The following is a 24,855-nucleotide window of genomic DNA, read 5'->3' as shown; positions in this document are numbered from 1 at the left end:
TCTACCACAGGCTGTTCTCATTGGTACGCCGTACGATTTGATTGACAGTAACGAGAATAATGAGATTAATAACGGAATTGAACAGGCCAATCGCCGTTGAGAAGCTGTATTGGGCATCTACAAGCCCAGAGCGATAAACGAAGGTCGCAATAACATCCGACGCTCCCATATTCAGCGAGTTTTGCAGCAGCAATATTTTCTCGAAACCAACGCCCAACAAATTGCCCATATTCAAAATTAACAGAATGGTCATCGTAGGGATAATCGTCGGAATGTTAATATGACGAAGCCGCTGAAAGCGCGATGCGCCGTCAATAATCGCTGCTTCATGCAGTCCAGGATCTACACCGGAAAGTGCAGCCAAATAAATGATTGTCCCCCATCCTGCACTTTGCCAGACACCCGATAATACGTACATCGTCTTAAACCAGCGGGGATCTGTCAAAAAATCAGGCGCATCAAATCCGAGCCATTGAATAAGATGGATGACAATGCCCGATGAAGGCGACAGAAACGTAATAATCATCCCCGCCATGACAACGACTGAAATAAAATGCGGGGCATAAGTAACCGTTTGCGCCAGTCGCTTGAAAAACCCGCTTCTTAACTCATTAAATGCCAATGCCAGTATAATCGGGATCGGAAAACCAATCGCCAATTCATATAAGCTAATACTTAATGTGTTCCATATTAAGTCCCAAAAATAATAAGAATTAAAAAACCGGATAAAATGATCAAAGCCTACCCACGGACTGCCCATAATCCCCTTTATCGGGATAAAATTTTTAAAGGCTATTTGGATGCCGTACATCGGACCGTAAGCGAATATAAGAAAAAATAGAAATGCGGGTGTAATGAACAAATAGAGCTCCCAGTTATTTAACACCCTTTTTCGCCATCTGCTTCTCTGCCTCTGCGGTTTCGGAAGCGATTCCATCATTTCACTGTCTGTCGCGATGACGCTTTCAGCCTGTTGCACAAACTCACCCCTTCTTGAAAATCGATACACTCCATATGGTCACGTAATTGGTGGCGAAATGGCTTTTGTAAAATGCTACCGCTTACATTTACAACATAGCGGATTTGTTGAAACCTCGTAAATATGTCATTTTCGATTGGCCATGAAAGCGCATTACTAAAAGGAAGCAGCCATTCTGATCAGCAGCCGCGACAATTCTGGCAATAGCGATAATGTGCCCTTAATGTGCTATTTTTGCGCTAAAATCACTCACAACCTGCACCAACCGCAAATTAAACCAATTGTCAGGTTCTCAATGATATGCCATTTGCGGCAAGATGGCGGGAGCGGTAAGAACGGCACTTTATTGGCGGGTTGCCGCGGCAACTCAGCAGGGGCCATCCGTCCAAACAACAAAAAAAGAGAGAGCGTGTTATCGCGCTCTCTCTCTCCCAACATAACCTATTTCACAATCCCTAAATCCTTTAACTGCTTTTCGGCCGAATCCAGCATCAATTGGTATTTAAACGTCCCTTTTAATTTCTCCACAAAGTCGTCGTATTCGCTTATCGGACGTTTGCCATAGATAAATTTGGCGATCTCTTCTTCCATAAAGCGATAGGCGTCTGCCGGGTTATATCCTTCCGGAATATCCAGGAATCCGTTGTAGATCTCGATGCGTGGCGTGTTTGCGGAAAACTCGATGGCCTCTTTCGGATATCCCGCTTCAAGATATTCCATTTCATTCCTGCCCAGCAATTGGTACATGAACACTACTTCCTTGGCTCTTAACTCCGTACGGACAATTTTGCCGTTTTCCTTGTTCCAGTGCCTTCCTTCTTCCCCGTGCGCAACTAGCGAGTTCCCTTCCGGGCTGGCGACATAATTCAGCAGGTCGAACACGCGCTGCAGCTTGACCGGGTCCTTCTCGATCGCCTTGGGAATGACATGCAATCCTGGGGACGACCCTACATCCCAGAATCCGGCATATTGGCCTCCAGGACCATTCAAGGCTGGAACCTGCACCCACTCGGCGTCCTGGTTGACCGCTTTATACTCTTCCACGCTGGCAGTTGACGTCATTCTCGGAAACCCGTTCCAGATCATGCCGGCTTTCCCCTGGAAAGCGTTTTTCTCATGCTGGGTTCCTGAATTCGCCAGCAAATCCGGGTCGACAACACCGGCTTTAATCATCTCGCGAATAAATTCCAATGCGTCTTTCATCGCCGGATCCAGAAAGGAATTCGTTAACGTCCCATTTTTCAAATAGAAGGTGTCCATCCCCCCTACGCCGAAAGCGCTGAAAATCGGATCGAAGGTGTTAATTGTCAAGCCCGTTAGGCCGTACGTATCCTTCTTGCCGTTGCCGTCCGGGTCTTGTTCTGTAAACGCTTTGGCTACGTTGAGAAATTCGTCCAGTGTTGTCGGAATCTCCAAGTTCAACTTCGCAAGCCAGTCCTTTCTGATCCAAATATTATGGAACGGAAATGACTCTCTCTTGGGCAGCGCATAAATTTTCCCGTCAACCATGCCCTTCTTCAAACTGTCTTCGCCGATAAACTGCTTGGCTTGATCCAATTTGTCCATATATGGCGTGAGATCGAGCAGCAGCCCTTTCCGGGCGTATTCCTGCATCTGCAAGCGGGTAACGTTGATAATATCCGGATAGTCGGCAGCAGCCATGCGCAAATTCAATTGATTGGCCGGATCCCCGCCAAACAGCGTCAATTTAACATCAATATTCAATTTTTCATCAAGTATCGTTTTGATCCGGTCGTTTTCCGGCAAAGCCGTGCCATTGCCGTCCGACATAATTTCAATCGCGACCTTCTCGTTCTTGTTCGTGTCATCCGTTTCGGACGGCGACGGCTTTTCGTTGCCGCCGCTTTCGGCAGGCGGGTTTCCGCTTTTCCCGCTATTTCCGCCGTTCCCGCCCTCTCCGGTTTTCCCGCAACCGGTCATAATCATGCTAACCGAAATCATCGTGGTGACCAAAAGCAGTGCTACTTTCTTTGTCTTCATGGACAATCTCCCCCTCAACCTTTTATCGAACCAATTAGCATGCCCTTCGTAAAGTGCTTCTGAATAAATGGATACACCGCAATAATCGGAACGCAAGCCACTACGATCGCCGCCATCTGCATCGCTTCCGTCGGGACGGGCACATCTGTAAAGTCCATCGAAGCAGACGGCTCTGCCAAAATATTGCGCACGATGACCTGGATCGGATGAAGATCCGGATTTGTAATGAACATGATCGCGCTGAAAAATGCATTCCAATGTCCTACACTGTAGAAAAGTCCGATCGTCAGCATGACGGGGACGGATAAAGGCATGACCAGCTGCAGCAAAATCCGCATTTCTCTGGCGCCGTCCATCCGCACGGATTCGAACAGCTCTTCCGGGATATTCTCAAAAAAGCTTTTCATAATTAAAATGTTAAACGTTCCGATCGCTCCCGGAATGATCATCGCCCAGACCGTATTCAACAAGCCTGTCGCTTTCACCGTCAAATAAAGAGGAATGATCCCGCCGTTGAAAAGCATCGTAATGAGAATGACGAATAGAAAGAAGCTCCGTCCCGGCAGCAATTTCCGGCTTAACGGATAGGCCATGAGCAGGGTGAGAACCATATTCACCGCTGTTCCTACGACCGTCACAAACACCGTGACCAGAAACGCCCTCGGGATCGCCCGGTCCCCGAGCAGCTCCTCATAAGCTGCGAAAGTGATGTTCTTCGGGATTACGATGTACCCGCCGTTTTTCAGCACTTCGGCCATCGGCGTAAGTGAAACAGAAAGAACGAAGAGAAGCGGAAAAAGCACGGCAACCCCGACGAGAACCAGAACCGTATAGACAACGGCGTTAAATATTTTATCTTCGGTTCCCTTTACCAAATGCCTTCCCCCCATTTTTTCGCAATCTTGTTCGCCCCGAGAACAAGGATGAGTCCGATCACGGATTTGAACAAACCGACCGCCGAAGCCAGGCTGTAGTTCATTTGCTGGAGCCCCGTGCGGAACACCCAGGTATCGATAATATCGGCAACCGAATAAACTTGAATATTATAAAGAATATAAATTTGATCAAATCCTGCGTCGAGCATATAGCCAAGTCTCATAATCAATAGCAAGATGATCACGTTTCGGATGCCGGGCAGCGTAATATGCCAGATCATTCGCAATCTGCTCGCTCCGTCAACCCGGGCGGCCTCATACAGCGTCGGATCGATTCCGGTCATCGCCGCCAAATAAATAATGGCTCCCCAGCCGGCATTTTGCCATATATCCGAGCCGACGAGTATGCTGCGGAACCACTCCGTCGACTGCAGGAACGGAATCGCATCTCCCCCCAAATCTACAATCAGCCGGTTCAATAAACCGCTTGACTGGGAAAGAAAGGAAAGTAAAACACCGTAAATGATCACCCAAGATAGAAAATGAGGCATGTAACTGAGCGTCTGGATCAGATTTCTGAACCAGGACGACCGGCATTCATTGAGCATCAGCGCCATGATGATTGGCGGCACCGTGCCAAAAATCAGTTTGTAAAAACTGATTGTAAGCGTATTGACCAGCAGCTGAGAAAAATAAGGAGAATCATAAAACTGCTGAAAATGCTTGTACCACGGATCAGCCCACGGGCTGGACAATATCCCCCCCAAAAAATCGTAATCTTTGAAAGCGATGATTGCACCGTACATCGGAACATACTTATACACGACAAACCATACTAACCCCGGGATCAGCATGATGTAAAAATCCCGGAACTGCCACGACCTTTTTAAGACTGAACTTGCTCGCACCCATTCCCCTCCCCAGTTTGTAAGACCGCTTTCATACCTACCCCTTTTTATTCCGAATGGCGGGCTACCGCTTTCTTTACAAATTTATTGTAATACGCTTTACCTTCACATAACATTCACATCGTTTTGAAGTTTGTAGAACAAAATTACGTATTTTTCTTTCCTCCTGCATTTCTGTACATATTCGGAGTCATGTTCGTATATCGTTTAAAGATTTTAATGAAATAATTATCGTTCACAAACCCTACACGCCCACCCACTTCGTTCACGGTCAGATCGGAATGGTCGATAAAATGCTTGGCCTTCTCGATTCGGAGGCGATGCAAATAATCGATGAAATTGACTCCGGTTTTTTTCTTGAACAAACTGCTCAGGTAATGCTCCTCCAGCGCAACGAACTGAGCCAGCGATTTCAACGTAATGTTGGTATTATAATGCTCGTGAATATAATCCAGTATTTTGTTGATTTCGCTATGATCGGTCACGGTGCGGCTCACTTTCTTGCCGTTTCGCACCCCGTCCCTCATTCTGGCCGTCAGCTTGGCGAGCAGTTCGCCGTGACTGGTACACTCGGACAGAACGTCCGGTTCAGCGCCGGAATAATCGGCAATGCGGGACATCAACTTGTCCAGGCGATTCGCCGTATGTTTCACCGCATGCATCGGAAAGACGCCCTGTTCCATCCGGTCCCATATTTCCCCAAGCAATGCTTCGCATTCGTCGACCTTACCCTGCTCAAAATAATGAATAAACTTGCGCTCGATTTTCCAGGAGAGCGAATGAACGTTTCCTTCGATGCTCCCCTTCCGTTCGAAATAATGGAAACCGTTTTGCCCGCTGTACCAGAATTCATCCAGTTTCCGGAGCGTGCTTCTCCACGCATCCAGCAAGTGGCCGCTCGGAACGGATGCGCACAGGACCACCGGATATGGCGTCTCCCCTACATGATGCGGCGGCTGTACGTCCATGGCCTTCCGGCTCCAAAAGAACAGCGTGGTTTGTCCCATGGTAGCAAACTGATGAATCACGACGTGGGCGTCCCAATCTCCCCATCCGAGTGCCTTGAAATCTTCAATCGAAAACCGGCTGGCCCCGTTTAGCACGGAACAAACCGCCACATACGGCAGTATGTCCGCTTCCCGGCTGTCGGCCGGTTCCGATTCCTCGCGTATGACATCCGTTATTCTGTCCCACATATCTGCATAGAATTGCTGGTATTCAACATACAATCGCAGCGATTTTTGGCCCGCTATTCGTTGCAGTTGTTGGTCGACTTTCCTTAATACTTCCCGCAACGATTCAGCATTCATGGACAGCTTCAAAATATAATCGACCGCTCCGTGCTGCAAGGCCAGCTGGGCGTAATCAAACTCATTCATGCACGTCAGCATGACGAACAAGCAGGACAAGCCGGCTTCTTTCGTCTGCTTCAGAAGTTCGATTCCGTTCATCATCGGCATGACGATATCGCAAATGACAAGATCCGGTTGATGTTCTTTTATAAACGCCAGCGCGTTCATACCATTGCTCGCCTCACCGATCACCTCGAATCCGCTTTCATTCCAATTTATATTTTTGATTAACGACTTTCTTACATGGACTTCATCTTCCACAATCAGAATGCTCCACACGATTCATCCCTCCAGCTTGTAAGGAGTAGAAACCAGCAACGGGAACGATAGCATCACTTTCGTACCTTGGGACAGCGGAATGACCTGAATTTCCGCCTCCTCTTTAAATAGGAGGTGATATCTTGCCCGCAAATTGGATAGCCCGATTCCTCTTCGGGTCCGCTTAGGTTCCAGTTGTTTTGCGCGTTCGATTCCGATCCCGTTGTCCTCCACTTCAATAAACAGCTTCTTATTTTCCGCATAAGCGCGAATAACGATGAGTCCCCCGGATTCCATCTGGGATAGTCCGTGATGGATCGCGTTTTCCACTAGCGTTTGCAGGCCAAGCTTGGGTACCAGCGCATAATCGAGCGACGGATCGACTTCGTATTCGATGTCAAACAGTTGATCATAGCGATATTTTTGAATATAAACATAAGCACCGACCAAATCGATTTCATCTTTCAAATAGATCAACTCGACCTCCGAGTTTAGCCCCGCTTCCAGCAATCTCCCCAGCGATACGCAGATTTCTGCGATTTTATCGTTGTTTTGATCCAAGGCAATCCATTTGATCGAATTCAACGTATTCAGTAAAAAATGCGGATTGATTTGATTCAGAAGCATCTGGGAGTGAATCGCTTCCTTCTGCCGTTCTTCAATCTTCAATTGGGCTACCAAATGATTAATATCGTGAACCATCCGGTTGAAGGCTTGGTGAAGCCCTAAAATTTCCCCTTTGTAGCGATCCTCGGGAAGATGCTGTTTCAAGTTGCTTTTGACCATGCCCACCATTTTCTTTTGCAATTGTTGCAGAGGACGGGTGATGGAGGCGGAAACGAGCAACGTAATGACCGTGAAAATCCCGAACATGATATATAACGTGAGCAATACCTGATCCTGCGTGCTCTTTAAATCCCCGAGAAACATATCCAGCGGAAAAAGATTGATGATATACCAATCCAAAGATGGGAGCAAGCGGACATTAATAAGCGCATTCGTCTTTCTATCAATCGCATAAGCGGACAAGTCGCCGGCCCGCTGTTTGGCTATCAGTTGTTGGACGATACTGGGTTGCAGCGGCAGGCCGCTTTTCGTCTGGGCAATCACATTCCCTTCGGCATCCGCAATGAAATACCGTTGATCGGTCGATATTTCCTTGGCGATTGACTTAAACCATTCTTGATAATGAACGCGAATCCGCAGCAGGCCGACCATTTTATCATCCGAATCTTTGACGACGGAGAATAACGTAAACAGGGGCGAACGACCCCATAATGCCTTGCTGTCCGCTTCTGTTAATAGCAAATGGTAGGAAGTGCCTCCTCCAAGCAAACGTTCCAGTCCTTTCTCCGGAATAAGCCGCTTACCGTCGTCTGCCGATTGCGAGGAGCTGTAGCGGTTTCCATATTCATCAGTTAGCGAATATTGCACATATGCGCTATATTCATGCGTCGGCAGCGTATTGAATCTTTCCTCAAGCTTGTCGGTTCTCTCCGCCCGCTCGAAATGCCCCGGCGTTTGCAAGATGTCCAATATGCTGCTGTCCTTCTCCAAAATCAACATGGACAAAATGACGCTCGATTTCATCTCTTCGAATGATTTCGCGATTTGTTCCAATTGATTATGATTTAATTGATTAATCCGATATTCAATGCTGTTTTCGATCTTGTTGAATTGAAAAATTTGAATGCCGATAATCGGAATGAGGACAAGCAGAATAAACGCATAGAAAAATCGATACTTGAGTTTGGCGGGGGTTATCGAGCTTATGATCCGCTTCACAGCATTCATCCCTGTCACCGCGTTTCCCTCGAATTGTAATTATTGTCATTTTATCACCTTCACCCTGCCGCTTCAATGCGAGAAATCGGGGTGAATGCAGCAATGGCCGCCCCGGACGAGAGGCGGCATAAGAACGGCATAGACGCATGTTCACGCTTCAATCAACCGCGTTGATGTCCGTAGACAGATCGCTCAGCAATTTCAACAGTTGACTCGTAAACGAAAAGTCTTGCTGAAACGATATCTGATGCTCGAGATTGTCATGGATCGTGGCGGTTGTTTTCGGAATAACTGCTGTGTAGGCGGCATTTCGAAAGGCGCCAAACAGTTCGATTTTGTTGCCGCTATAATTCGATTCGAACATGTTGCCGGTTACTTTGACCACGTGCTCGGCATAAATCGTTATTGGCCTGTTTAGCTGTGCCGAATGTTGCATGAATACCTCGTTTTCTTCAATATATACGTTCTCAAAATTGGTGATGTAAATGCCTTCATTATTGGCTCCGAATACCCGGTTCGTTTTATTCAGCACAATGCGATTACGTTGGAGCTGAACGGATTTGTGGTTCCCATTCGCAAGTCCGGAAAGCTTCATATCGAAATTATGCAAGGAACAATCCCGAACGACAGCCTCATTCGCCTTCCAGGCGCCAGCCGCTGCCCAACCGTCTTTATGACCGTAACAAGTGCAATCGGCAAAAGACAGCTGATTCAGCTGTAACTGCCCAAGCTTCGCGGCCGCGTTCGCCATAAAAAACTCACAACCCCGAAAACGCATAACATTCTTCCCGGTATAATCCCAATTTGCGGAATTGTCTGCAAAAAAACCGGAAGGCGTATTCAACGTAAACGTGCAGTTATGAAACTGTACTGCTCCCCGGCGATTCAGCCATCCCGCTTCTTTTTTCTGATAGTTGAATTTGCAATCGGCGAACGTAACGCTTCCGTAAGGGAGTTCGGGATAAGGGACAGCTTGCCAGACGCTCCCCGTCACTTCAATTGTCTTGCTGCCGGCAGCTGTCGCCCATACTGGCTCGGTCATTGCATCTGTGAACGTCCATGTATAACCGTCCGGGTACGCCTGATCGCCTGTTAAGTGAGCCGGCGCATTCGCAGCTTTGCCTCCTCCTGCCGTTTTGCATCGGTAAACTTTCCCGGCATGGGTCACTTGTTGTCCGGCAGTATACAGGATACCTGAAGTCCAAGGAAGAGCCCCCGGAGCAATGAGGACATGACAGAGCGGATTGCTTGTCCAACCAGCATTTTTGATAGAAGGAAGGACAGCCGTACCAACGTTGCCTGCATAATTCGTTCCTGCGGCAAAGTCGGGATACGTCGACATCATCATAAGGAAGGATACGTCTTCAAACATACAGCCTTCGTACACCGATTCATAGCTGATCGCCAGCGTTGCGTTGAGGAACGTATCCCGTTTGAACAGCGCGTAACCGTTCGTCCCTTGCCCTGTACCGACTACGCAGTTGTATTGATTATATTGGGAGACGATATTCGCCCCTCTCGATCCCTGGAACACGACACCAGTGCTTAATCCGTTCGTCACGGAGTCAAACCTGTTGTTCTCAATCGTTATATTCCGTCCATGCACGACGCTTATATGCAGACTCTCATTGTCCCGGAAGATGTTGTTGCGGATGACGATGTGCTGATTGATGTTCGACCCGTCCTCGATGTCAATTCCCATTGGAGACGGATACAGTCGTCTGCCGGCTACCGGAGTCGAATTTCCTACCCGGTAAATTTCACAGTTCTCGATGACGACTTGCTGGGCGCCGGTAATCGCTACTCCTAATGCATAACTGTCATGAATGTTGCAATTCAGCAGACGAATGCCGCGCAAAAATTGGAAGGCGTTAATGGTCAGACAAAACGTGCTTGGGATAATCTGAGCTATATCATATTGAAAGGTGATTTTAAACTGTGTCGTTCCAGCCGGCAAGATGTTGAGATGAATATCGTCGAAGCCTCGCTTGCGGATTTTCCCTTTGTAAGCCATACTGTCATCATAACAGTATAGTTCAAAGATCGTCTTGCTTAAATTGGCTGGGTTGCCGTCATATCGCGTACCGTAGGAACCGTAACCGTTCCCCCATATACAGAAGTATCCGCCGTTCGTTGCAGTGTTAGGTCTTCCGCCCGACGAAACGGCCAATGAAGCAAGTTTGATCGTTTTATTCATTCTCATGTAAGCGGCCTGAACGACCGTAGCGCCGGTAACGGGATCGAATGTTCCGGCTTCCCAGTCGGAAGACGTTGTCGTCGCCAACTGGCTGTACGTGCCTGAAAGGGCTACGGCATATCCGGGAAAGTTCATAACTTCTACGCCGTCCAACGTGATATTGCGCGATCCGCGCTCGACGACAATTCCGACACAGCCTTCGTGGATGGAGTTTCCTATTGTAGCGTAATCATGCCCAAGAAGATCGCCCGTAATTTTGCCGCCGAGGATGGTCACGTTAGTTTTCTCCACGATGCTCATCGTGGCATAGAAATCCCAACCGTTCGGTTCTTTCTGAATGACGCAACCGTACAAATCCAGCGTCATATTGCTTTGCGGCTGTATGCAAGCGTTTGCGCTTGTATCTTTCGGAGCCAAACCTTTCGCTACGGTGTAGACGCCTTCCGGAAGTTTTACATACGTATATCCGTTCTGGTTGGCCCAAAGGAGCGCATTGTTGATTCCTTGTGTCGTTGCCAGCGGGTTCGATCCGTCGCTCTTGATGCCCCACGCAGTCAAGTCAATGAGATAGAAGCCCATCGCTTCTTTCCTCCCTCTCGCAAATGAATGGAATCACGTTCATTGTATCATGCCGGCCAATCGGATATCATTCACATCGTTTTGATCATGATAGAACAAAATTAAGATCTTGCATGAAGAAAGTTAATTTCACGCTTGCGCGTATCGTATGGAGCAAGTGTGAGGCAAAAACAGAAGGTCGAATCGCTTATTTTCTTAACAGCTCTCTTGCCAGCGCGAACGCGGAGGCGATTCTCGGCGCTCTCCCGTGTTCCTGAACGTACGAGTAATCCGTCAGTATAACTCCTGCGTCCTTGATTGCATAAGCAAAATCATCATCCAGCATCAGCTTGTACTCCCAAACTCTCTTCTCCCAGTGCGGGACCATCTCCAGCATGCGGGCGTCCTCAACAGCCGGGTGGATATATGTCTCGCTGATGCCCTCTGGCAGATCGTACATTTTCGCAATCATCTCTTCCTTAAACCGTTCATATGTCTCTCCTTCCCGCAGATGAAAAGGATGCGACAGCAAGTAATCAGGAAGGGCGACGCCAAGCATGCCGGCAAGGGCCGAACCCTTGGCCGCTACGCGGTCGACACCGGGAATCGTGGCAAGCAGCGGATCGCCCGAATGCACTTTGCGGAAGAGGCGGAACGGCAGCTTCCACTTGGCACATAGCTTCAAAGCTTGCGGAATATGGCTTCGGCCGGCAGCGATCCCATATAGGCTGCCCATATGATTGTCAACATGCGAAGGCCGGATGCCGTAACTCATCAGCTTCTCGTATTGGGCGATTAGTTCCTGTATAATGGCCGCCGTATCGGCCCGCCGCTCGAAAGCTTCGACTGTTTTATGCATCTTGCCGCTCTCGTCATGAAGCGTGGGATGTCCGGTCAGGCTGGCCCAACGGATGGCATCAAACTCGCTCGTAAGCGTCATATGCAGTCCGACGTTCGCCTGCTTTCTGCGCTGGCACCATGCGGCAGCTTCTTCGAAGCCCGGAGCCGGAACCATGATTGTAGCCGAAGATACTTTGCGTTCTTCGAGAAGATGCATGATGGCCTGGTTCATCGGCGGGCTTTGGCCAAAATCGTCGCAGTTGATGATCAGATGCTTAGGACTCATGCTCCGGTCTCCTTTCTAACTTTACGAACAAAGAAATGACGATGGAAATAGCCAGCAAAATGAATGGAACGACGCTGATCAAGTAACGGAACGTGGACTCCGGATCAGGCCCGGGATTGTCCCCGCTTTCATACCCGAAGATGATGCCAACGATCAGGAAAGCGAGTGCTGAGATCAGACCGCTGGATCGGACGATAAAGCCGCTGACTGCGGTATAAACGCCCTCGCGGCGGCTGCCGGTCTTCTCCACATCCAGATCGATAATCCGGCTGTTGACCATCGGCGGGGAAACCAGAAAGCCCGCCAATCCAAATCCCACGATCACGCCGGCGATGATTCCGCTAACCAGATTGCTTCCGAACCATAAAGGAATAACAGACAGCGCGTAAACAACGAAGGACCATCTCCAGCCTTTGACCGGATCGAGCTTGCGCAGCAGCAAGTACCAAACCCCGACTAGCGGAATGACAGAGACGAATACCGCGGCAAACAAAATCGTATTCTGCTCTTCCGGAATCTGCAGCACATACTTGGCGTAAAAGGGGATCGTCGCGCTAAGCAGCCCGTTTACCGTCTGGGCAAACGAGTTAGAGATATTGACAAGCCAGAACGGCTTGTTCTTGAGCGTCTCCTTGAACGCTTCCTTCAGCTTCATTTGCGGCGCTTTGCTCGCTTCCTCGTCCTCCTTAGTATATCGGAGAAATATAAGCATGAAGACGGCAAATACTAGCGCATAAATGATCGCCATGCTGCCGAAGCCGACCGCGGTGAACAATATTGGCGTCAGCGACGTAGCAAGCAGTATAGCCAGAATCTGAAAGCCTTGCTGTACGGCCGAAGCTTTTGTACGAAGCCGGTCTCCTTTGAAAAGCTCAGGAAACAACGCGCCATAGTTCACCCAAATAATCGTCGCCACCGCTTCATAGAAGATAAGCGCAACAAGGAACCATGTGAACAGTCCGATTTCCGACATATTGCCAGGCGGGGAAAAAATCAGGATAAACGCGAGCATGAACAATGGAACGGCCACATATATCCATGGGCGCCTGCGGCCGTATTTCGTATTCGTCCGGTCTGACCAATACCCGAACATAGGCTGGTTCACCGCATCCCAAATTAGAAAGATCGTACGGGCCAGTGTAGCGAGACCGATGCCAAGACCCAGCTTTTCTACATAATAATAGCTGTAAAACGTACTAAATGCCTGACTTGGAATCATCATGGCAAACATCCCGAATGCATACATCATCGGGGAATTCAGAAGCTGCTTTTGTCGCATTTGCACCAACACCCTCCGCCGCGTTTTCACTGCAAACTGAATTACTATCGGATTCATGCTTTAATGCCTCTTCCCCTCCTGGGGCATTCACAGCTAATTGTAAACGCTATCACATTTCCTCTTTTTCTTCTATACAAATATGCTAACACAGGGATAAATATATAGAAATTAGAAAATATGTTTGTTCTCTACGGGAGCCTAGAGGCATGCGGACCTGCGGAGGCTGTCGATTTTCTGCGGACAACGACGATTTTTTGCCGCAGAAGCGGACAACTATGTGTCGTGCGGACAGACGATCCGCTCAGGTTGCTGTGATGTACAGCAAGGCTCTCGAGGAGCTCGCTTGCCTTCATTTCAACAATTGAAGCTCCTTTGCCTGAGCGATTGCTTTCGTGCGCCGATTTACCTTTAATTTCGCAAAAATATTTTTGACGTGAACCTTGACCGTACCGACCGCGATCACCAGCCGTTCGGCAATTTCCTTGTTGGACAGTCCCGCCGCCAGCAGCGCGAGCACTTCCATCTCCCGGTCCGTCAGCGGCTCCTCAATGCCAGCGGGGATAGTGCCCATGTCCTTGTCCTCGTCCGATTCGCCGTCATGTTGACTTAGTGATCGAAGCAATTCGCAGATGTAACCTCCTTGCGAAGCCAGCGCGCGCAGGATATTGATCCGTTCCGGCAAAAAAACGCCAGGTGCCGGATTTTCCAGATAAAGCACGCCAACCGGCGCTCCGTGGACAATTACCGGCAAGCATAAGGCCGATTGCGGCCGGTGCTTTGCCATATATGTACTATGATACAGCCAGCTGTCCTCTTCTCCAGCATAGTGGACCGGCTCTTGCGTTCTTGCTGCATAACGGGCGATACCGCCAGGCAGAAGCTCGTCATCCTCCAGCGGCGCCGGCTCGTCAAGAACATGAACCTCCGCATCCGCCCAAACCTGCACATACAGCTCGCCACCGTTGTCCGTCAGCAGCACGCCCTTCCGCGCCCCGGCATAGTTCATCAAGGTGCCCATAATTTCCGCCAGCACGGCATCCAGATCCATTTTGTCGGTCATCGCCTGTGCCGCTTTAAGGATTGCAGCAAGGTCCAACCCATCCATCGCACTTGCTTCCCCAAGGTCGCCCGCCGCGTACGATTCCGACGCTGACGCGGAATGGCCAGCCTTCGGCCGCTCGTCCACAAGGGGCGTTTTCACCTCGCGGATACCTCCTCCCAATGAGGCGAGCCAGTCCGCCAATTGCCGCGCTTTCAACCTTGCCCCCCACCGCTCGTATCCTTCGTACGCGGTTTGCAGATAGCGGATTGCCAGCTTCTCTTTCCCCAGGCTGGCATAATAACGGCCCGCAAGCTCGCAGGCGATGCTTTCGACTTGTATGTCGTCTTGCTCGCGGGCTTCGCGGATCGCTCTGTCGTAACCCGCCTCTGCGAGGGAAAAACGCTTTGTCGCTTGGGCCAGCTCCGCTTCGATCACGAGCATCTTCGCCAGAAAATTGCCGGGACTGCATTTCGCCCATGTCTTGAACCGGCGAAGGTTGTTTTTTAATCGTTTGCGTCTTTTTCCCATATGCAAATCCGTGCTGTTCGCCGACAAAATCGCCAGCGATTCGTAATAAAGACATTCCGGCAAATGAGGTAAATGCGTAGCATACGATTTATACGCCTCCGCTTCCTTCGCCCAGTGAATCGCTTCCTCGTATTTTCCGTTCAAGTAGCACAGTTGCACCTTGTAGGTGTTGTATTGAAACAGCGTCGTTGCATACGTCTCTTCACTGCCGATATGTTCGAGAAACCGTTGTTCCGCAAATTCCGGGCTTTCAAACGAGCAGGGTTCCTCCGTCTCTCCTTGCAGCGCCAGCTGGAATTGACGGTACAAATAAAAGTTTTGCAGCACGAATTCATCCTTCGTTTCCGCCAACACGGTCATATAGGCCGCTATCACCCGGGATAATACGTTTAGCGGCGCCCGCGCGTACAACGAATTGACATGAGCTCCCATCGCATAGCTCGAAAACACATAATCTCCCGCTTCCATGCCGAAGCGGAGCGCCTTTTCCAGGTAAACATCGCCTTCGTTCGCGCTTCCCGCGAATTGACACAACACCCCGCCGAACATGACATGCGTTTTACTCTTAATGGAAGGCACATCGTACCGCTCGGATAGCTCAAGTCCAACTTTCGCCAGCTCGTAGCCTCGCACGTATTTTCCGAGAGCGATACCGACAAACATGCCATATGCCGAATAAACGGCAGCGGACACCGGCGTGTTCCCGTATTTGAGCGATAGCTGTACGGCTTTGCACACCAGCAGAAAAAAAACTTTTTTATTCGTAAAAAAGGTCGAGGACACGATCGAAAATATCGTATGGATTGCGGCGATCCGGTTTTTATCCGTCATTTGCGGCAAGTCGGCAAGCCGGTGAATCCGGTTGCGGAGCAGTGCTTCAACTCGCAGAACTTCGGTTATGATCGTCGCCTTCGTCGGGGCCGGCGAAACGTGAATGTGAAATTCCTTCAAGCTGTTCAAGCCCAGCATTGTTGCTTCCGCATATTTCCCCAGGTTGATGCATTGTGTGATCCGGATCCTCTGAACCCTGGCCCGTTCGATCGCATTGCGGGCTTTGCACAGCAAATAATCGACCAGTTGTTCCGTATCCTCATGGTTCCCGCATAAATACTCGCATTCGGCGCATTCCGCATGCAGCTCGAAGCATAAATCGAATTGGAGGTACCAAGCGTCGGCCGGCAGCAGCTCTACCCCTTTTCTGAAATAGAGGAGCGCAATATCGTAAGCCGCCGACGCCTTGGCCCGCGTACCGGCATCCAAGTTCATCCCGATCAGCTCATGCAGCTCCTGTTCGGCATGGATGCCGGACGATCCGATATTGAGATGGTTCACCGCTTCGAACAGTCTCTCTGGCCGTTCGATCACGGCTTCCTTCAGCTGTCTGCCGATCGCAAGATGCGTTTGCCGTCTCGTTTCCTCGTCCATCCGGCTGTACATCGTTTTTTGGATGCTATCGTGCAGGAACCGGAATTTGTCCGGATCAAGCGGCATAATGAAGCCTTCATCAGCGGCAGCGCACAAATTGACCCATATTTCCGCGGCCGTCCGGCCGGTTACATCCGCGATCCACAGAGGCTCGAACTCGCTTCCCAGACATGCAGCCACCTGGAGCGTGTCTTGTACCTGGCCGGAGAGGCGCATCAGCTTGCGCACCACAAGATCGTTCACGTCAAATTGCGATTCCCGTATGAACATATCCTCTAAGTTCCATTGCCACTTCCGACCCCCGGCGTCATAGGTCAACAAATGGTCGTCCAGCAAACGCTGAAATATTTGCTTGTAATGAAACGGATTGCCCCCGGATTGGGGATAAAGCACTTCCGTCAACAGCATCGCTTCGTCGGCATCGCAGCAGAGGGCATCCCTAACGAGCAGGTTCATTTGGTCCAATGTCAGTTCCCGAAGGCGGATATGGCGCACGTTGACCTCCGCTTCGACACTTCCATCGCCCAGGCAGCCAGGCAGCTTGCTCCGCTGGATCTCTCCATCACGATAAGCCCCAACGAACATGACATATTGGCTCTCCGGATCACTCATCAGGAAGTGAAGCAGCTGCAGCGACGACTCATCCGCCCATTGCAGGTCGTCGATGAACAAAACGAGCGGATGCTCTTTGGTCGCCAGCACCTGCACGAATTTGCGAAAAGCGTAAATGAACCGCATCTTCACTTCATCCGGCGGCAGCTCCCAGGCGGCTGCGGTATCGCCGATTAGCAGCTTGACCTCGGGAATAAGCTCGGCAATGACCGCTTCGTTGGAGCGCAAAGCTGCCCTTAGCTTCTTTCCCCAAGCTTCGACCTGATCCGAGCTTGCCCCAAGCAGATGCCGCATCAATCCGCGAAACGCCTGAACAATCGGGTAATATGGGCTATCCTTGGGGATTTGCTCGAACTTGCCGGCAAGGTAGACCGGTTTTCGCGGATGCTGTTGCTCCCCTCGGAATACTTCCTCAAGAAGACTCGTTTTTCCGATTCCCGCTGCACCCGAGACGTATACGATTTCGGCGGAACCGAAACAGGTCGATTGGAAAGCCAGAGAGAGCAAGGAAATTTCGTGTTCTCTGCCGTATAGCCGGCCCTGCTTGTCGAACGAACGATATGGTGCATCTGGGCCTTGCGCCGCGTCCGCGCATGTTTCGGTTTGTTCCAACTTGCTCGTTTCAAAGGTTGTTTCAGAGCTTATAGGGTTGCCTTCGAGAAGGATCGTCAGGCTGTTTAATGTTTGTTGTGAAGGTTTGCGATTCATGTAAGGCACCTCGGTGGCAGTTGTGTCTGTTGGCATTCCCAAAACGACACGAATATATAGCTCTATTATAAAGCACGAACAAACTCAAACAAGCCCCCGAAGCCACTTAATCCATGTGGTTGACGGAGGCTTGTCCAAATTAAAACGACAGACTCGACAGATTCGTTACGTTACGTTCCAGCAGCTCCAAATCTTGATCGGGTGGAATATCCGATTCACCTATTTTACATTTTATTATATTAAAAATAATTATTGACATATTTTCATTAATAAACTATATTGAATATGCATTATAACATCGACATTAAAGGAGGTTTACACATCATGATCATCCCTAGGTATCCTGGAATTCGTGGCGGAGGTATGCATTTCACCGCGAAGAATGCTGTTATCGTCAAGAAATAAGTTTGACGCGGCAAACACCCGAACTCTTCGGGTGTTTTTATTTTGCACGTTCCCCGATTCTGGAACTGATGCACCCGAAACGGCTCGCGAAATCTTGAAACCGCGCGACATACGTGCAATATGCGCCGTACTCGTTGTGAAACTCGCTTGTTTTTTGCGCGAATTTACCGTACAGGCGATTCAGATACTCGTTATTCTGCAATGTGTTGAAATAAACTCGGGTTATCGGAATTTCCGCAGCCTTCATCTCCTCGATAAACGCCCCACACCCCGAATAAAAAAGCTTGCTGAATCGAAACTGTTCAAGCAGGATGGCGGAACCGATGAAAGCGTCCGATGGATTGGCGAATTGGCGGTCCGGGGTACCGATGCAATACCCGAGAGAACAGACGATCTGCCCCCGGATTTCCCCATACAAGATTCCGCCATTTTGTTTGTATGTCAATAGTTCCAAAAGAATGGATGAAGGATGCAGGAGCGGATTCATCTTGTTGGAGTGCTTGATCAAAAACTCGGATAACCGATACCATTGCTCATCCGTTTCACACTTTTGCATTTGAATAGACATGCTCTTCTTTCTCCTGTCTGTGAATGGTCTGCGCATAGCGGATCAGGTCGTTTGCCGAAACGCGGTATAAATCCAACATCCCGCACGCTTTCTCCACCGTATCCTCGCGGCTGGCGAACTTCCCGAACAATCTTCGATAATCGGCTTGAGGGGCGGCATAGAACATCACGTGACGAACTCCAGAAGCTTTGACCCTGTCCGCCAAGCGGGCCAACCCGTCAGCGAACAAGAGGCTGCCTCTATGCTCCTTGACGGTAAAGGCGATCAGCACTTCCATATTCTCCACATCCGCATATTCACCGGTATCGGTGCCCAGCGTGCTCACAATAACGGCAACAGGCCGATTGCCGGCATCCCGGCAAAGCATTATATCTCCCTGATCGATGGCAAGATAAAGCGAACCGATGACTGTTTCGAAGGCATAAGGCAAACCGAGTTCATGGCGGCGGCCCAGAATAAATAAAATCGCTTCTGCTAAATCCCCATCATCACTGCAACTTTTCCACGTCAACATCGACCGTTTCTCCTTTCTTTCATGCACAGCATAAACCCGATACGCCCATCTAACCATACCTAAAAAGAGGTATTTATTCGTTAATATGCTTAAACACTCCGATCGCCCATCTCTATACGAAACGGACTCTCTGCCCGCAAGAGTCCGTTTAGCCGAAAATTTAATTGATCAATTTGTTGTCAATGAGCTTCGCCTTGACAAGCAAACGCTGCACAATAGCGGCCGTTTCCGCTCTTGTTATCTCGTTCTTCGGCAGTAGCCCCGCTGCCGAACCTTGAACCAGCCCGCTCTCTACCGCTGCCGCAACGGGTACCTTGGCCCACGCGCCGATCGCTGCGCCGTCCCGGAACCCCGACAATATATCATCGGCTCCTTCGCTGCCCAGGCCCGTTTCCAATCCGGCCACTTTCATCGCCCGCGCGATCATCACTACCGCTTCTTCGCGCGTGATCGTCCGCGTCGGGCGGAACGTTCCGTCTACGAACCCGTTGACGATTCCGAATTCCTTGGCTTGCGCCACCGCACCGGCATACCAGTCGGCAGACAACACATCCGTAAAAGCCGTGTTTGCTTCTTCCCCATGATCGTCCAGCCCCAGCGCACGCACGATAATCGCCGCAAATTCTGCGCGGGTAATCGCAGCGTCCGGATTGTATCGCTCGCTATCGACTCCATTCACGACTGTCCGCGACGCCATGTCGTTTACAGCGGCCTTAGCCCAATGCCCTTCAACGTCCGCAAATGCGACCGGGCGCCAAATTAGCGCAAATGTGCCGTTCGTCAGACTATTAACGACGGCGTAATGTTTTCCGTCGCGAGATGTCAGGCGTGTCGGAACATGATGAACCGCTCCATTTTCATTCAGCTTGACAGCCGTTGTAATCTTGCTCCCATCTATGCCGCCGGGCAATGGAATTTCCCATTCCGCATACGAGCTGAACTTGTCTGCCTTCACCGTCTTGCCCTCGTATGAGGCCAATATCGCCATCTCGACCGGTGCCGCAACGACGCCAAACCTTCCCAGTTTCGCTGCGGTATCCAACAGCGCAGTTTTGGCAGCGTCGCTTGTCGCAACAGTCAATTGAACAACAACATCCTTAAGCTTCGTATTGCCGGCCAGTTGCCCGGATAAGCGATCGATCCCGATTTTAGCCGCAGGCAGCTTGAACCCTCCGCCAGGTGTCCGGATTTCCAAAACGGCGTGCTTCTCTTCTAACGTCTTTACAATATCTCCGCTCAGCGCTGCCGTTACTTTGTCCGCGCTGCGCGTAACGATAACGGAAACCACCGGCTTATCAGCTTCCTTGGCAAGCTGTGCCGCCATTTTGGCCGCGTCAACCGTTACGGTGAACACATCCCGCCCATTCTCACGGGTTATAGCAGCGGCAGCGGCGCGTTCTTGCTCCTTGCCGTTAATCAATACGCGGAAATCCGCCTTGTTGGTTGCGCTGTCCGAGCTGCCGCTTGATGAGGTGTTGCCCGAAGGGGTGTTGCCAGAGGAATCCGGGTTGGAAGGCGTTGGCGTATCCGAACCAGAATCCCGCGTTACCGTTACCGCGTATGTTTTGGTGGTGCCATCTTGTGCCGTTACGATTAACTGAATTGTATTGCCGCCCACGCTAAGCGGAAGCGATGGGGACGCCGCACCGTCCGTTAACGAATGCGGGCCGCTCGTCACTGCTCCGTTATTGTATACACTGGCCGTCACTGCAGCATTGGCTGCATCCGCTGCCGCTAACGTTACCGTTGTGCTGCCCACACTGTTGGCCACATTTGCTGTATAAGCGGTCGTTTCCGGCGCAAAGGCAGGGTTGAGCGTAACGCCTGACAACGTCAAACTGCTCAAGTTTGCGTTGCCGCTTTTCCACTTGGCGTATAACACCACATCTTCCTTGCCCATACTAAATACGACGCCCGGAGCGTAATCCGTTCCTTTGCCGTCCGCCTGCGTATTCCATCCCGCGAACGTGTATCCCGTTTTGACCAAATTGTCCGTGTTTCCTAATACCATAACTGCGCTTCCCTGATTGTATATTCCATTGTCCGTCGGCACGCTGCCCCCCGTGCTCCCGTTGCCGTTATAGGTCACGGCGCACTTGGAGTAGGATTGCAGGATCGTTCCGCTATCACCCACAACGGTATAGCTTCCATTGCCATAGGTAATGCCCCTGAAACCTTCCGCCGCTCCTGACGATTGCTTATGCCAATTCTTACCGTCATTCGAGGAAATTATCGTTCTATAATCAATTGCTACAAATGTCCCATTACCGTAGGCAATTGCAATCGGCTTTTCCGTTATATTATATTCCTCCCAGGTTACTCCGTCATTTGAGGAAACGATTATCCCCCCTATGTAATCCGGCAAAATCCCAACTGCCACATACCTTCCGTTGCCATAAGCAATTCCATTAAGCTGATCACCTGCGTCGAGTTCAATCATATTCCATTTTTCTAAGTTATTCGAGGTAAAAAGGAAAGGAGAATAATTATAGCTGCCGACAGCCACATACGTACCAGTTGCGCCATAAGCGATCCCCTTAAAGTCAATGTTATTCATCGATTGCGGTTCCCACTTCTCGATCTCGCCGTTCCTGGACACCACAATCGCCCCGTTATCCCCTACGGCTGCAAAGGCACCGCCTCCATAAGCGATACCGGAAAGATCTTCATCCGTATTCGAAGCTTGAACATTCCAATGTTCCCCATCGATAGAAGTCACGATCATTCCCTCTCTGCCAACCGCGACAAATTCCCCTTGATTCGAAGGGCCGCCGTAAGTGATGGCGACAAGATCTTTATCGGTTCCTGATGTTTGGCTCTCCCATCCCTTTCCGTCAGTGGACGTCATAATTATTCCGTCAGTGCCAACCGTTACGAACAAACCGTTGCCGTAGGCAATGCCATTAAAACTGCTTCCGTCCGGGATCAGAACGATACGATCCTCCCATTCGGTAAGAACACCGGCAGAAGCATACTGAGGCAGAACTCCCGCAAACAAAATAAACATCGCTAATATCGTGATCCAACGTCTTAACTTCATATACTCACCGCTCCGCTTCTCCCTCAATATGTATCAATCAATCATCATGATAAGTCAGCATAAAACGCAGCCCACTATGTTTTCCATACCTAAAAGGAGGTATTTTTCTAACCCGCAGCCCGCAACGTCCGTACAGAGGAGGAGATCAACTGAGAAAAAAAGTAACCCCTCCAACGATCAATGCTGCAACGAAAAAAATACCGAAGTACCACTTTGTAAATTTAAAACTCATAATTGCGCCATCGTCCCACCATAACTTTACAAATATAACAACCCCCAAAAGCATAATGCTGACAAAAGCAATGAGTGCATTTTCCATTCTTGATCACCAGATCCTTCCTAGTTCCTTAATGCAATTAATAAGTTGTTGTGTTAATAAGATAGGGCAAAAGCATTGATATCTCTATACCTAGAAAGGTGTATTTTTCTTGAACACAACACGCTGTTCATACTGGCAGGTGAGCGCTGGTGCCCACTCTTATTTTCCGCACAAAAAAAGTCCAACTACGAAAAGTTCTCGTAATTGGACCTGCAATAGAGTCTGCTCATGCTGACGTTTCGTTAGCAAAAGTTTTCAAATAATCGTCCCTATCAAAATTATTCATCTTTTTTGCGCAGCAAAACTTATATTTCGTACCGCTGCCGCATGGACAAAGGCTTACCCAGCTTTCGCTCATGTTCAGGAATGCCTTCGGTTAATTTCCCCATATACATTTCCGCCAGCGCCAGAAACGAATCCGTTTCTCCCGGCTCCAAATCAAAATCATACATATGTAAATCATGCAATCCAGCGGCGTCCGCCTCAGCCAGTTGCTTCATTACACAGCAACCTCCTCCTGTGTGGGCAGAAAAGGACCTTGTTCTTTCGTTGCCTGATGGATATCCAACAGATCACACAGGCCGTGTGCCAAAAGCTCCCGTAAATTCAAAGCATCCAGCTTGGTATATACGCGAGCATGTACAAGAGCCTGCCGAAAATGCTTCGCGGCCAGTTCCAGTTCCCCGATCTGCATCAGCAAAGCAGCCAGCGAATAATGAGACTCCACCTGCGAGGCATCAATTTCAACCGAATGTTCGAAAACAGCCGCTGCCAGCTCGGGCCGCCCGCCCGTCTTGTATAAATTCCCCAGCTTGCTCCATAGATAGCTATCTTCAGGGTCAAGCTTGAGCCGCTCCAGAAACTGTTCTTCTCCATCACTTTGCCATTGCGGGCTCGTTTCGTCATATAACTGCAGTTGGCCAACCATAGAGCCTGTATCCACATCCTCATTTGCCCCTAAAAGTTGTCCCATTAGCCCCAACGTGAAATGAGGCGAGATGAACTCCCATGCCCCTGCTCCATTACAATTGACGCAACGAATGTAACCGGTAAATTGCATGTGGTCAATCAGCTTCTGCCGCATACCGGAATTCGTGTCCGAATTGGAGAAACGATCGCTATCTTCCCCCCTTTTCTCCCAACCTGTAATGTCAAAAGCAGTCAAGCCTACATCATATACAGATATGTAATCGCATCGCATGCACTATGCACTTTAACAGCTGCTTGTTCGGTTTATAGATAGGAGCAACTTTTTTGATTCGCTTGGCAACCAGTCGTGCTGCATTTCCCGGCAATTTCGCTGCAGTAGGCACTTCATCCACCTGCTGCTTTCCTCCGGTTATCACAGCAATCAGCTCTGGATTGATTCCTGCATCTTTTCGACTCATGCACTTTCTCCTGCAATCATTATCGATCGTTAATTTTTTTATTATTATAACACAAAAAGCTTTCAAAAGATTTTACCCTCTTGAAAGCATGATTATCAATTATGGTGCGCGTAGAGGGACTTGAACCCCCACGGTCTCCCGCCAGATCCTAAGTCTGGTGCGTCTGCCAATTCCGCCATACGCGCACAATTATTATTACACCGTCTTCTATTTCTAGAAAACTGGTGAGCCATGTAGGACTCGAACCTACGACACCCTGATTAAAAGTCAGGTGCTCTACCAACTGAGCTAATGGCTCAAAATGGCTGGGGATCTAGGATTCGAACCTAGGCATGACGGAGTCAAAGTCCGTTGCCTTACCGCTTGGCTAATCCCCAATATGGTGGAGGCTGACGGGATCGAACCGCCGACCCTCTGCTTGTAAGGCAGATGCTCTCCCAGCTGAGCTAAGCCTCCATAGTATTGCCGGTATGTACTCGTTTTACTCATAAGGAAAGAATGGTGACCCGTAGGGGATTCGAACCCCTGTTACCTCCGTGAAAGGGAGGTGTCTTAACCCCTTGACCAACGGGCCAAAACCGCAAGCATACCATTAAAGTAAAGCTGGAGCTCTCAACCGGGATCGAACCGGTGACCTCATCCTTACCATGGATGCACTCTACCGACTGAGCTATGAGAGCAAATGGCTCCCCGAACAGGACTCGAACCTGTGACAACTCGATTAACAGTCGAGTGCTCTACCAACTGAGCTATCAGGGAACATTATTCAGTAGTGTTATTACACCCTGAAAACTGGATACGAACTAGAATGAAAATCTTTAGCTGTGTTTATGCTTCCGAAGTAAGTGTTCACTTCGTGAATTTTAGGATAAGCCCTCGACCGATTAGTATTCGTCAGCTCCACACATTGCTGCGCTTCCACCTCGAACCTATCAACCTGGTCGTCTTCCAGGGGTCTTACTAATTGGGAAATCTCATCTTGAGGGGG

At 49.6% G+C, this 24,855-nt stretch carries 18 protein-coding genes, 7 tRNA genes and 1 rRNA gene; all 26 read right to left on the bottom strand.

The window, feature by feature from the left end:
- Position 1 precedes the first annotated feature (1 nt).
- Complete coding sequence (locus ACFQ0N_RS28330; RefSeq protein WP_379332961.1) at positions 2 to 937, bottom strand: ABC transporter permease; 936 nt, start codon at positions 935 to 937, stop codon at positions 2 to 4.
- A gap of 483 nt (positions 938 to 1,420) precedes the next feature.
- A complete protein-coding gene (locus ACFQ0N_RS28325) occupies positions 1,421 to 2,980 on the bottom strand; it encodes an extracellular solute-binding protein (protein ID WP_379332746.1) in 1,560 nt (519 codons plus the stop codon).
- Positions 2,981 to 2,994: 14 nt separating this feature from the next.
- The gene (locus ACFQ0N_RS28320; RefSeq protein ID WP_379332743.1) at positions 2,995 to 3,855 is read right to left on the bottom strand and encodes a carbohydrate ABC transporter permease; all 861 of its coding nucleotides are present in this window, start codon (positions 3,853 to 3,855) and stop codon (positions 2,995 to 2,997) included.
- Positions 3,849 to 4,709: an ABC transporter permease gene (locus ACFQ0N_RS28315; protein WP_379332959.1), complete on the bottom strand. Its 861-nt coding sequence runs from the start codon at positions 4,707 to 4,709 to the stop codon at positions 3,849 to 3,851. The genes ACFQ0N_RS28320 and ACFQ0N_RS28315 overlap by 7 nt, the downstream gene beginning before the upstream one ends.
- A 200-nt stretch (positions 4,710 to 4,909) precedes the next feature.
- Complete coding sequence (locus tag ACFQ0N_RS28310; protein WP_379332741.1) at positions 4,910 to 6,394, bottom strand: response regulator; 1,485 nt, start codon at positions 6,392 to 6,394, stop codon at positions 4,910 to 4,912.
- 3 nt (positions 6,395 to 6,397) lie between these two features.
- Positions 6,398 to 8,167 carry a cache domain-containing sensor histidine kinase gene (locus ACFQ0N_RS28305; RefSeq protein WP_379332957.1) on the bottom strand — a complete coding sequence of 590 codons (1,770 nt, stop codon included), beginning with the start codon at positions 8,165 to 8,167 and terminating at the stop codon, positions 6,398 to 6,400.
- Positions 8,168 to 8,315: 148 nt separating this feature from the next.
- Entirely contained in the window at positions 8,316 to 10,934 is a 2,619-nt protein-coding gene (locus tag ACFQ0N_RS28300; protein ID WP_379332739.1) for a right-handed parallel beta-helix repeat-containing protein, read from the bottom strand.
- A gap of 187 nt (positions 10,935 to 11,121) precedes the next feature.
- Positions 11,122 to 12,039, bottom strand: coding sequence for a polysaccharide deacetylase family protein (locus ACFQ0N_RS28295; RefSeq protein WP_379332737.1), 918 nt, complete (start codon positions 12,037 to 12,039; stop codon positions 11,122 to 11,124).
- The gene (locus tag ACFQ0N_RS28290; RefSeq protein ID WP_379332955.1) at positions 12,029 to 13,318 is read right to left on the bottom strand and encodes an MFS transporter; all 1,290 of its coding nucleotides are present in this window, start codon (positions 13,316 to 13,318) and stop codon (positions 12,029 to 12,031) included. The genes ACFQ0N_RS28295 and ACFQ0N_RS28290 overlap by 11 nt, the downstream gene beginning before the upstream one ends.
- A gap of 349 nt (positions 13,319 to 13,667) precedes the next feature.
- On the bottom strand, positions 13,668 to 17,633 hold the full coding sequence (locus ACFQ0N_RS28285; RefSeq protein ID WP_379332735.1) for an AAA family ATPase: 3,966 nt from the start codon (positions 17,631 to 17,633) through the stop codon (positions 13,668 to 13,670).
- Positions 17,634 to 18,075: 442 nt separating this feature from the next.
- The gene (locus tag ACFQ0N_RS28280; RefSeq protein ID WP_379332733.1) at positions 18,076 to 18,606 is read right to left on the bottom strand and encodes a hypothetical protein; all 531 of its coding nucleotides are present in this window, start codon (positions 18,604 to 18,606) and stop codon (positions 18,076 to 18,078) included.
- Positions 18,581 to 19,120 carry a hypothetical protein gene (locus ACFQ0N_RS28275; RefSeq protein WP_379332731.1) on the bottom strand — a complete coding sequence of 180 codons (540 nt, stop codon included), beginning with the start codon at positions 19,118 to 19,120 and terminating at the stop codon, positions 18,581 to 18,583. The genes ACFQ0N_RS28280 and ACFQ0N_RS28275 overlap by 26 nt, the downstream gene beginning before the upstream one ends.
- Before the next feature lie 160 nt (positions 19,121 to 19,280).
- Complete coding sequence (locus tag ACFQ0N_RS28270) at positions 19,281 to 22,160, bottom strand: S-layer homology domain-containing protein (protein ID WP_379332729.1); 2,880 nt, start codon at positions 22,158 to 22,160, stop codon at positions 19,281 to 19,283.
- 145 nt (positions 22,161 to 22,305) lie between these two features.
- Entirely contained in the window at positions 22,306 to 22,479 is a 174-nt protein-coding gene (locus ACFQ0N_RS28265) for a hypothetical protein (RefSeq protein ID WP_379332727.1), read from the bottom strand.
- 226 nt (positions 22,480 to 22,705) lie between these two features.
- Complete coding sequence (locus ACFQ0N_RS28260) at positions 22,706 to 22,837, bottom strand: SEC-C metal-binding domain-containing protein (protein ID WP_379332725.1); 132 nt, start codon at positions 22,835 to 22,837, stop codon at positions 22,706 to 22,708.
- Positions 22,785 to 22,979, bottom strand: coding sequence for a hypothetical protein (locus ACFQ0N_RS28255; RefSeq protein WP_379332723.1), 195 nt, complete (start codon positions 22,977 to 22,979; stop codon positions 22,785 to 22,787). Before ACFQ0N_RS28255 ends, ACFQ0N_RS28260 begins: the two co-directional genes overlap by 53 nt.
- Positions 22,979 to 23,680 carry a hypothetical protein gene (locus ACFQ0N_RS28250; RefSeq protein ID WP_379332721.1) on the bottom strand — a complete coding sequence of 234 codons (702 nt, stop codon included), beginning with the start codon at positions 23,678 to 23,680 and terminating at the stop codon, positions 22,979 to 22,981. Before ACFQ0N_RS28250 ends, ACFQ0N_RS28255 begins: the two co-directional genes overlap by 1 nt.
- Positions 23,652 to 23,867 (bottom strand): hypothetical protein, encoded by a 216-nt coding sequence (locus ACFQ0N_RS28245; protein ID WP_379332719.1) that lies wholly within the window; start codon positions 23,865 to 23,867, stop codon positions 23,652 to 23,654. The genes ACFQ0N_RS28250 and ACFQ0N_RS28245 overlap by 29 nt, the downstream gene beginning before the upstream one ends.
- A 102-nt stretch (positions 23,868 to 23,969) precedes the next feature.
- Positions 23,970 to 24,052, bottom strand: a tRNA-Leu gene (locus ACFQ0N_RS28240).
- A 37-nt stretch (positions 24,053 to 24,089) separates the two neighbouring features.
- Positions 24,090 to 24,165: transfer RNA gene (locus ACFQ0N_RS28235), tRNA-Lys, on the bottom strand.
- A gap of 4 nt (positions 24,166 to 24,169) precedes the next feature.
- Positions 24,170 to 24,244: transfer RNA gene (locus tag ACFQ0N_RS28230), tRNA-Gln, on the bottom strand.
- A gap of 3 nt (positions 24,245 to 24,247) precedes the next feature.
- Positions 24,248 to 24,323: transfer RNA gene (locus ACFQ0N_RS28225), tRNA-Val, on the bottom strand.
- Positions 24,324 to 24,366: 43 nt separating this feature from the next.
- A tRNA-Glu gene (locus ACFQ0N_RS28220) sits at positions 24,367 to 24,441 on the bottom strand.
- 30 nt (positions 24,442 to 24,471) lie between these two features.
- Positions 24,472 to 24,547: transfer RNA gene (locus tag ACFQ0N_RS28215), tRNA-Thr, on the bottom strand.
- Between the two features lie 3 nt (positions 24,548 to 24,550).
- A tRNA-Asn gene (locus tag ACFQ0N_RS28210) sits at positions 24,551 to 24,626 on the bottom strand.
- Positions 24,627 to 24,731: 105 nt separating this feature from the next.
- Positions 24,732 to 24,855, bottom strand: a 23S ribosomal RNA gene (locus ACFQ0N_RS28205); the annotation flags it as partial.

The sequence above is a fragment of the Paenibacillus sp. GCM10027626 genome, from assembly GCF_042676285.1.
Taxonomy (GTDB): Bacteria; Bacillota; Bacilli; order Paenibacillales; family Paenibacillaceae; genus Paenibacillus_Z.
Note: the sequence above shows the minus strand (reverse complement) of the source record. Positions and strands in the feature narration are given on the sequence as shown.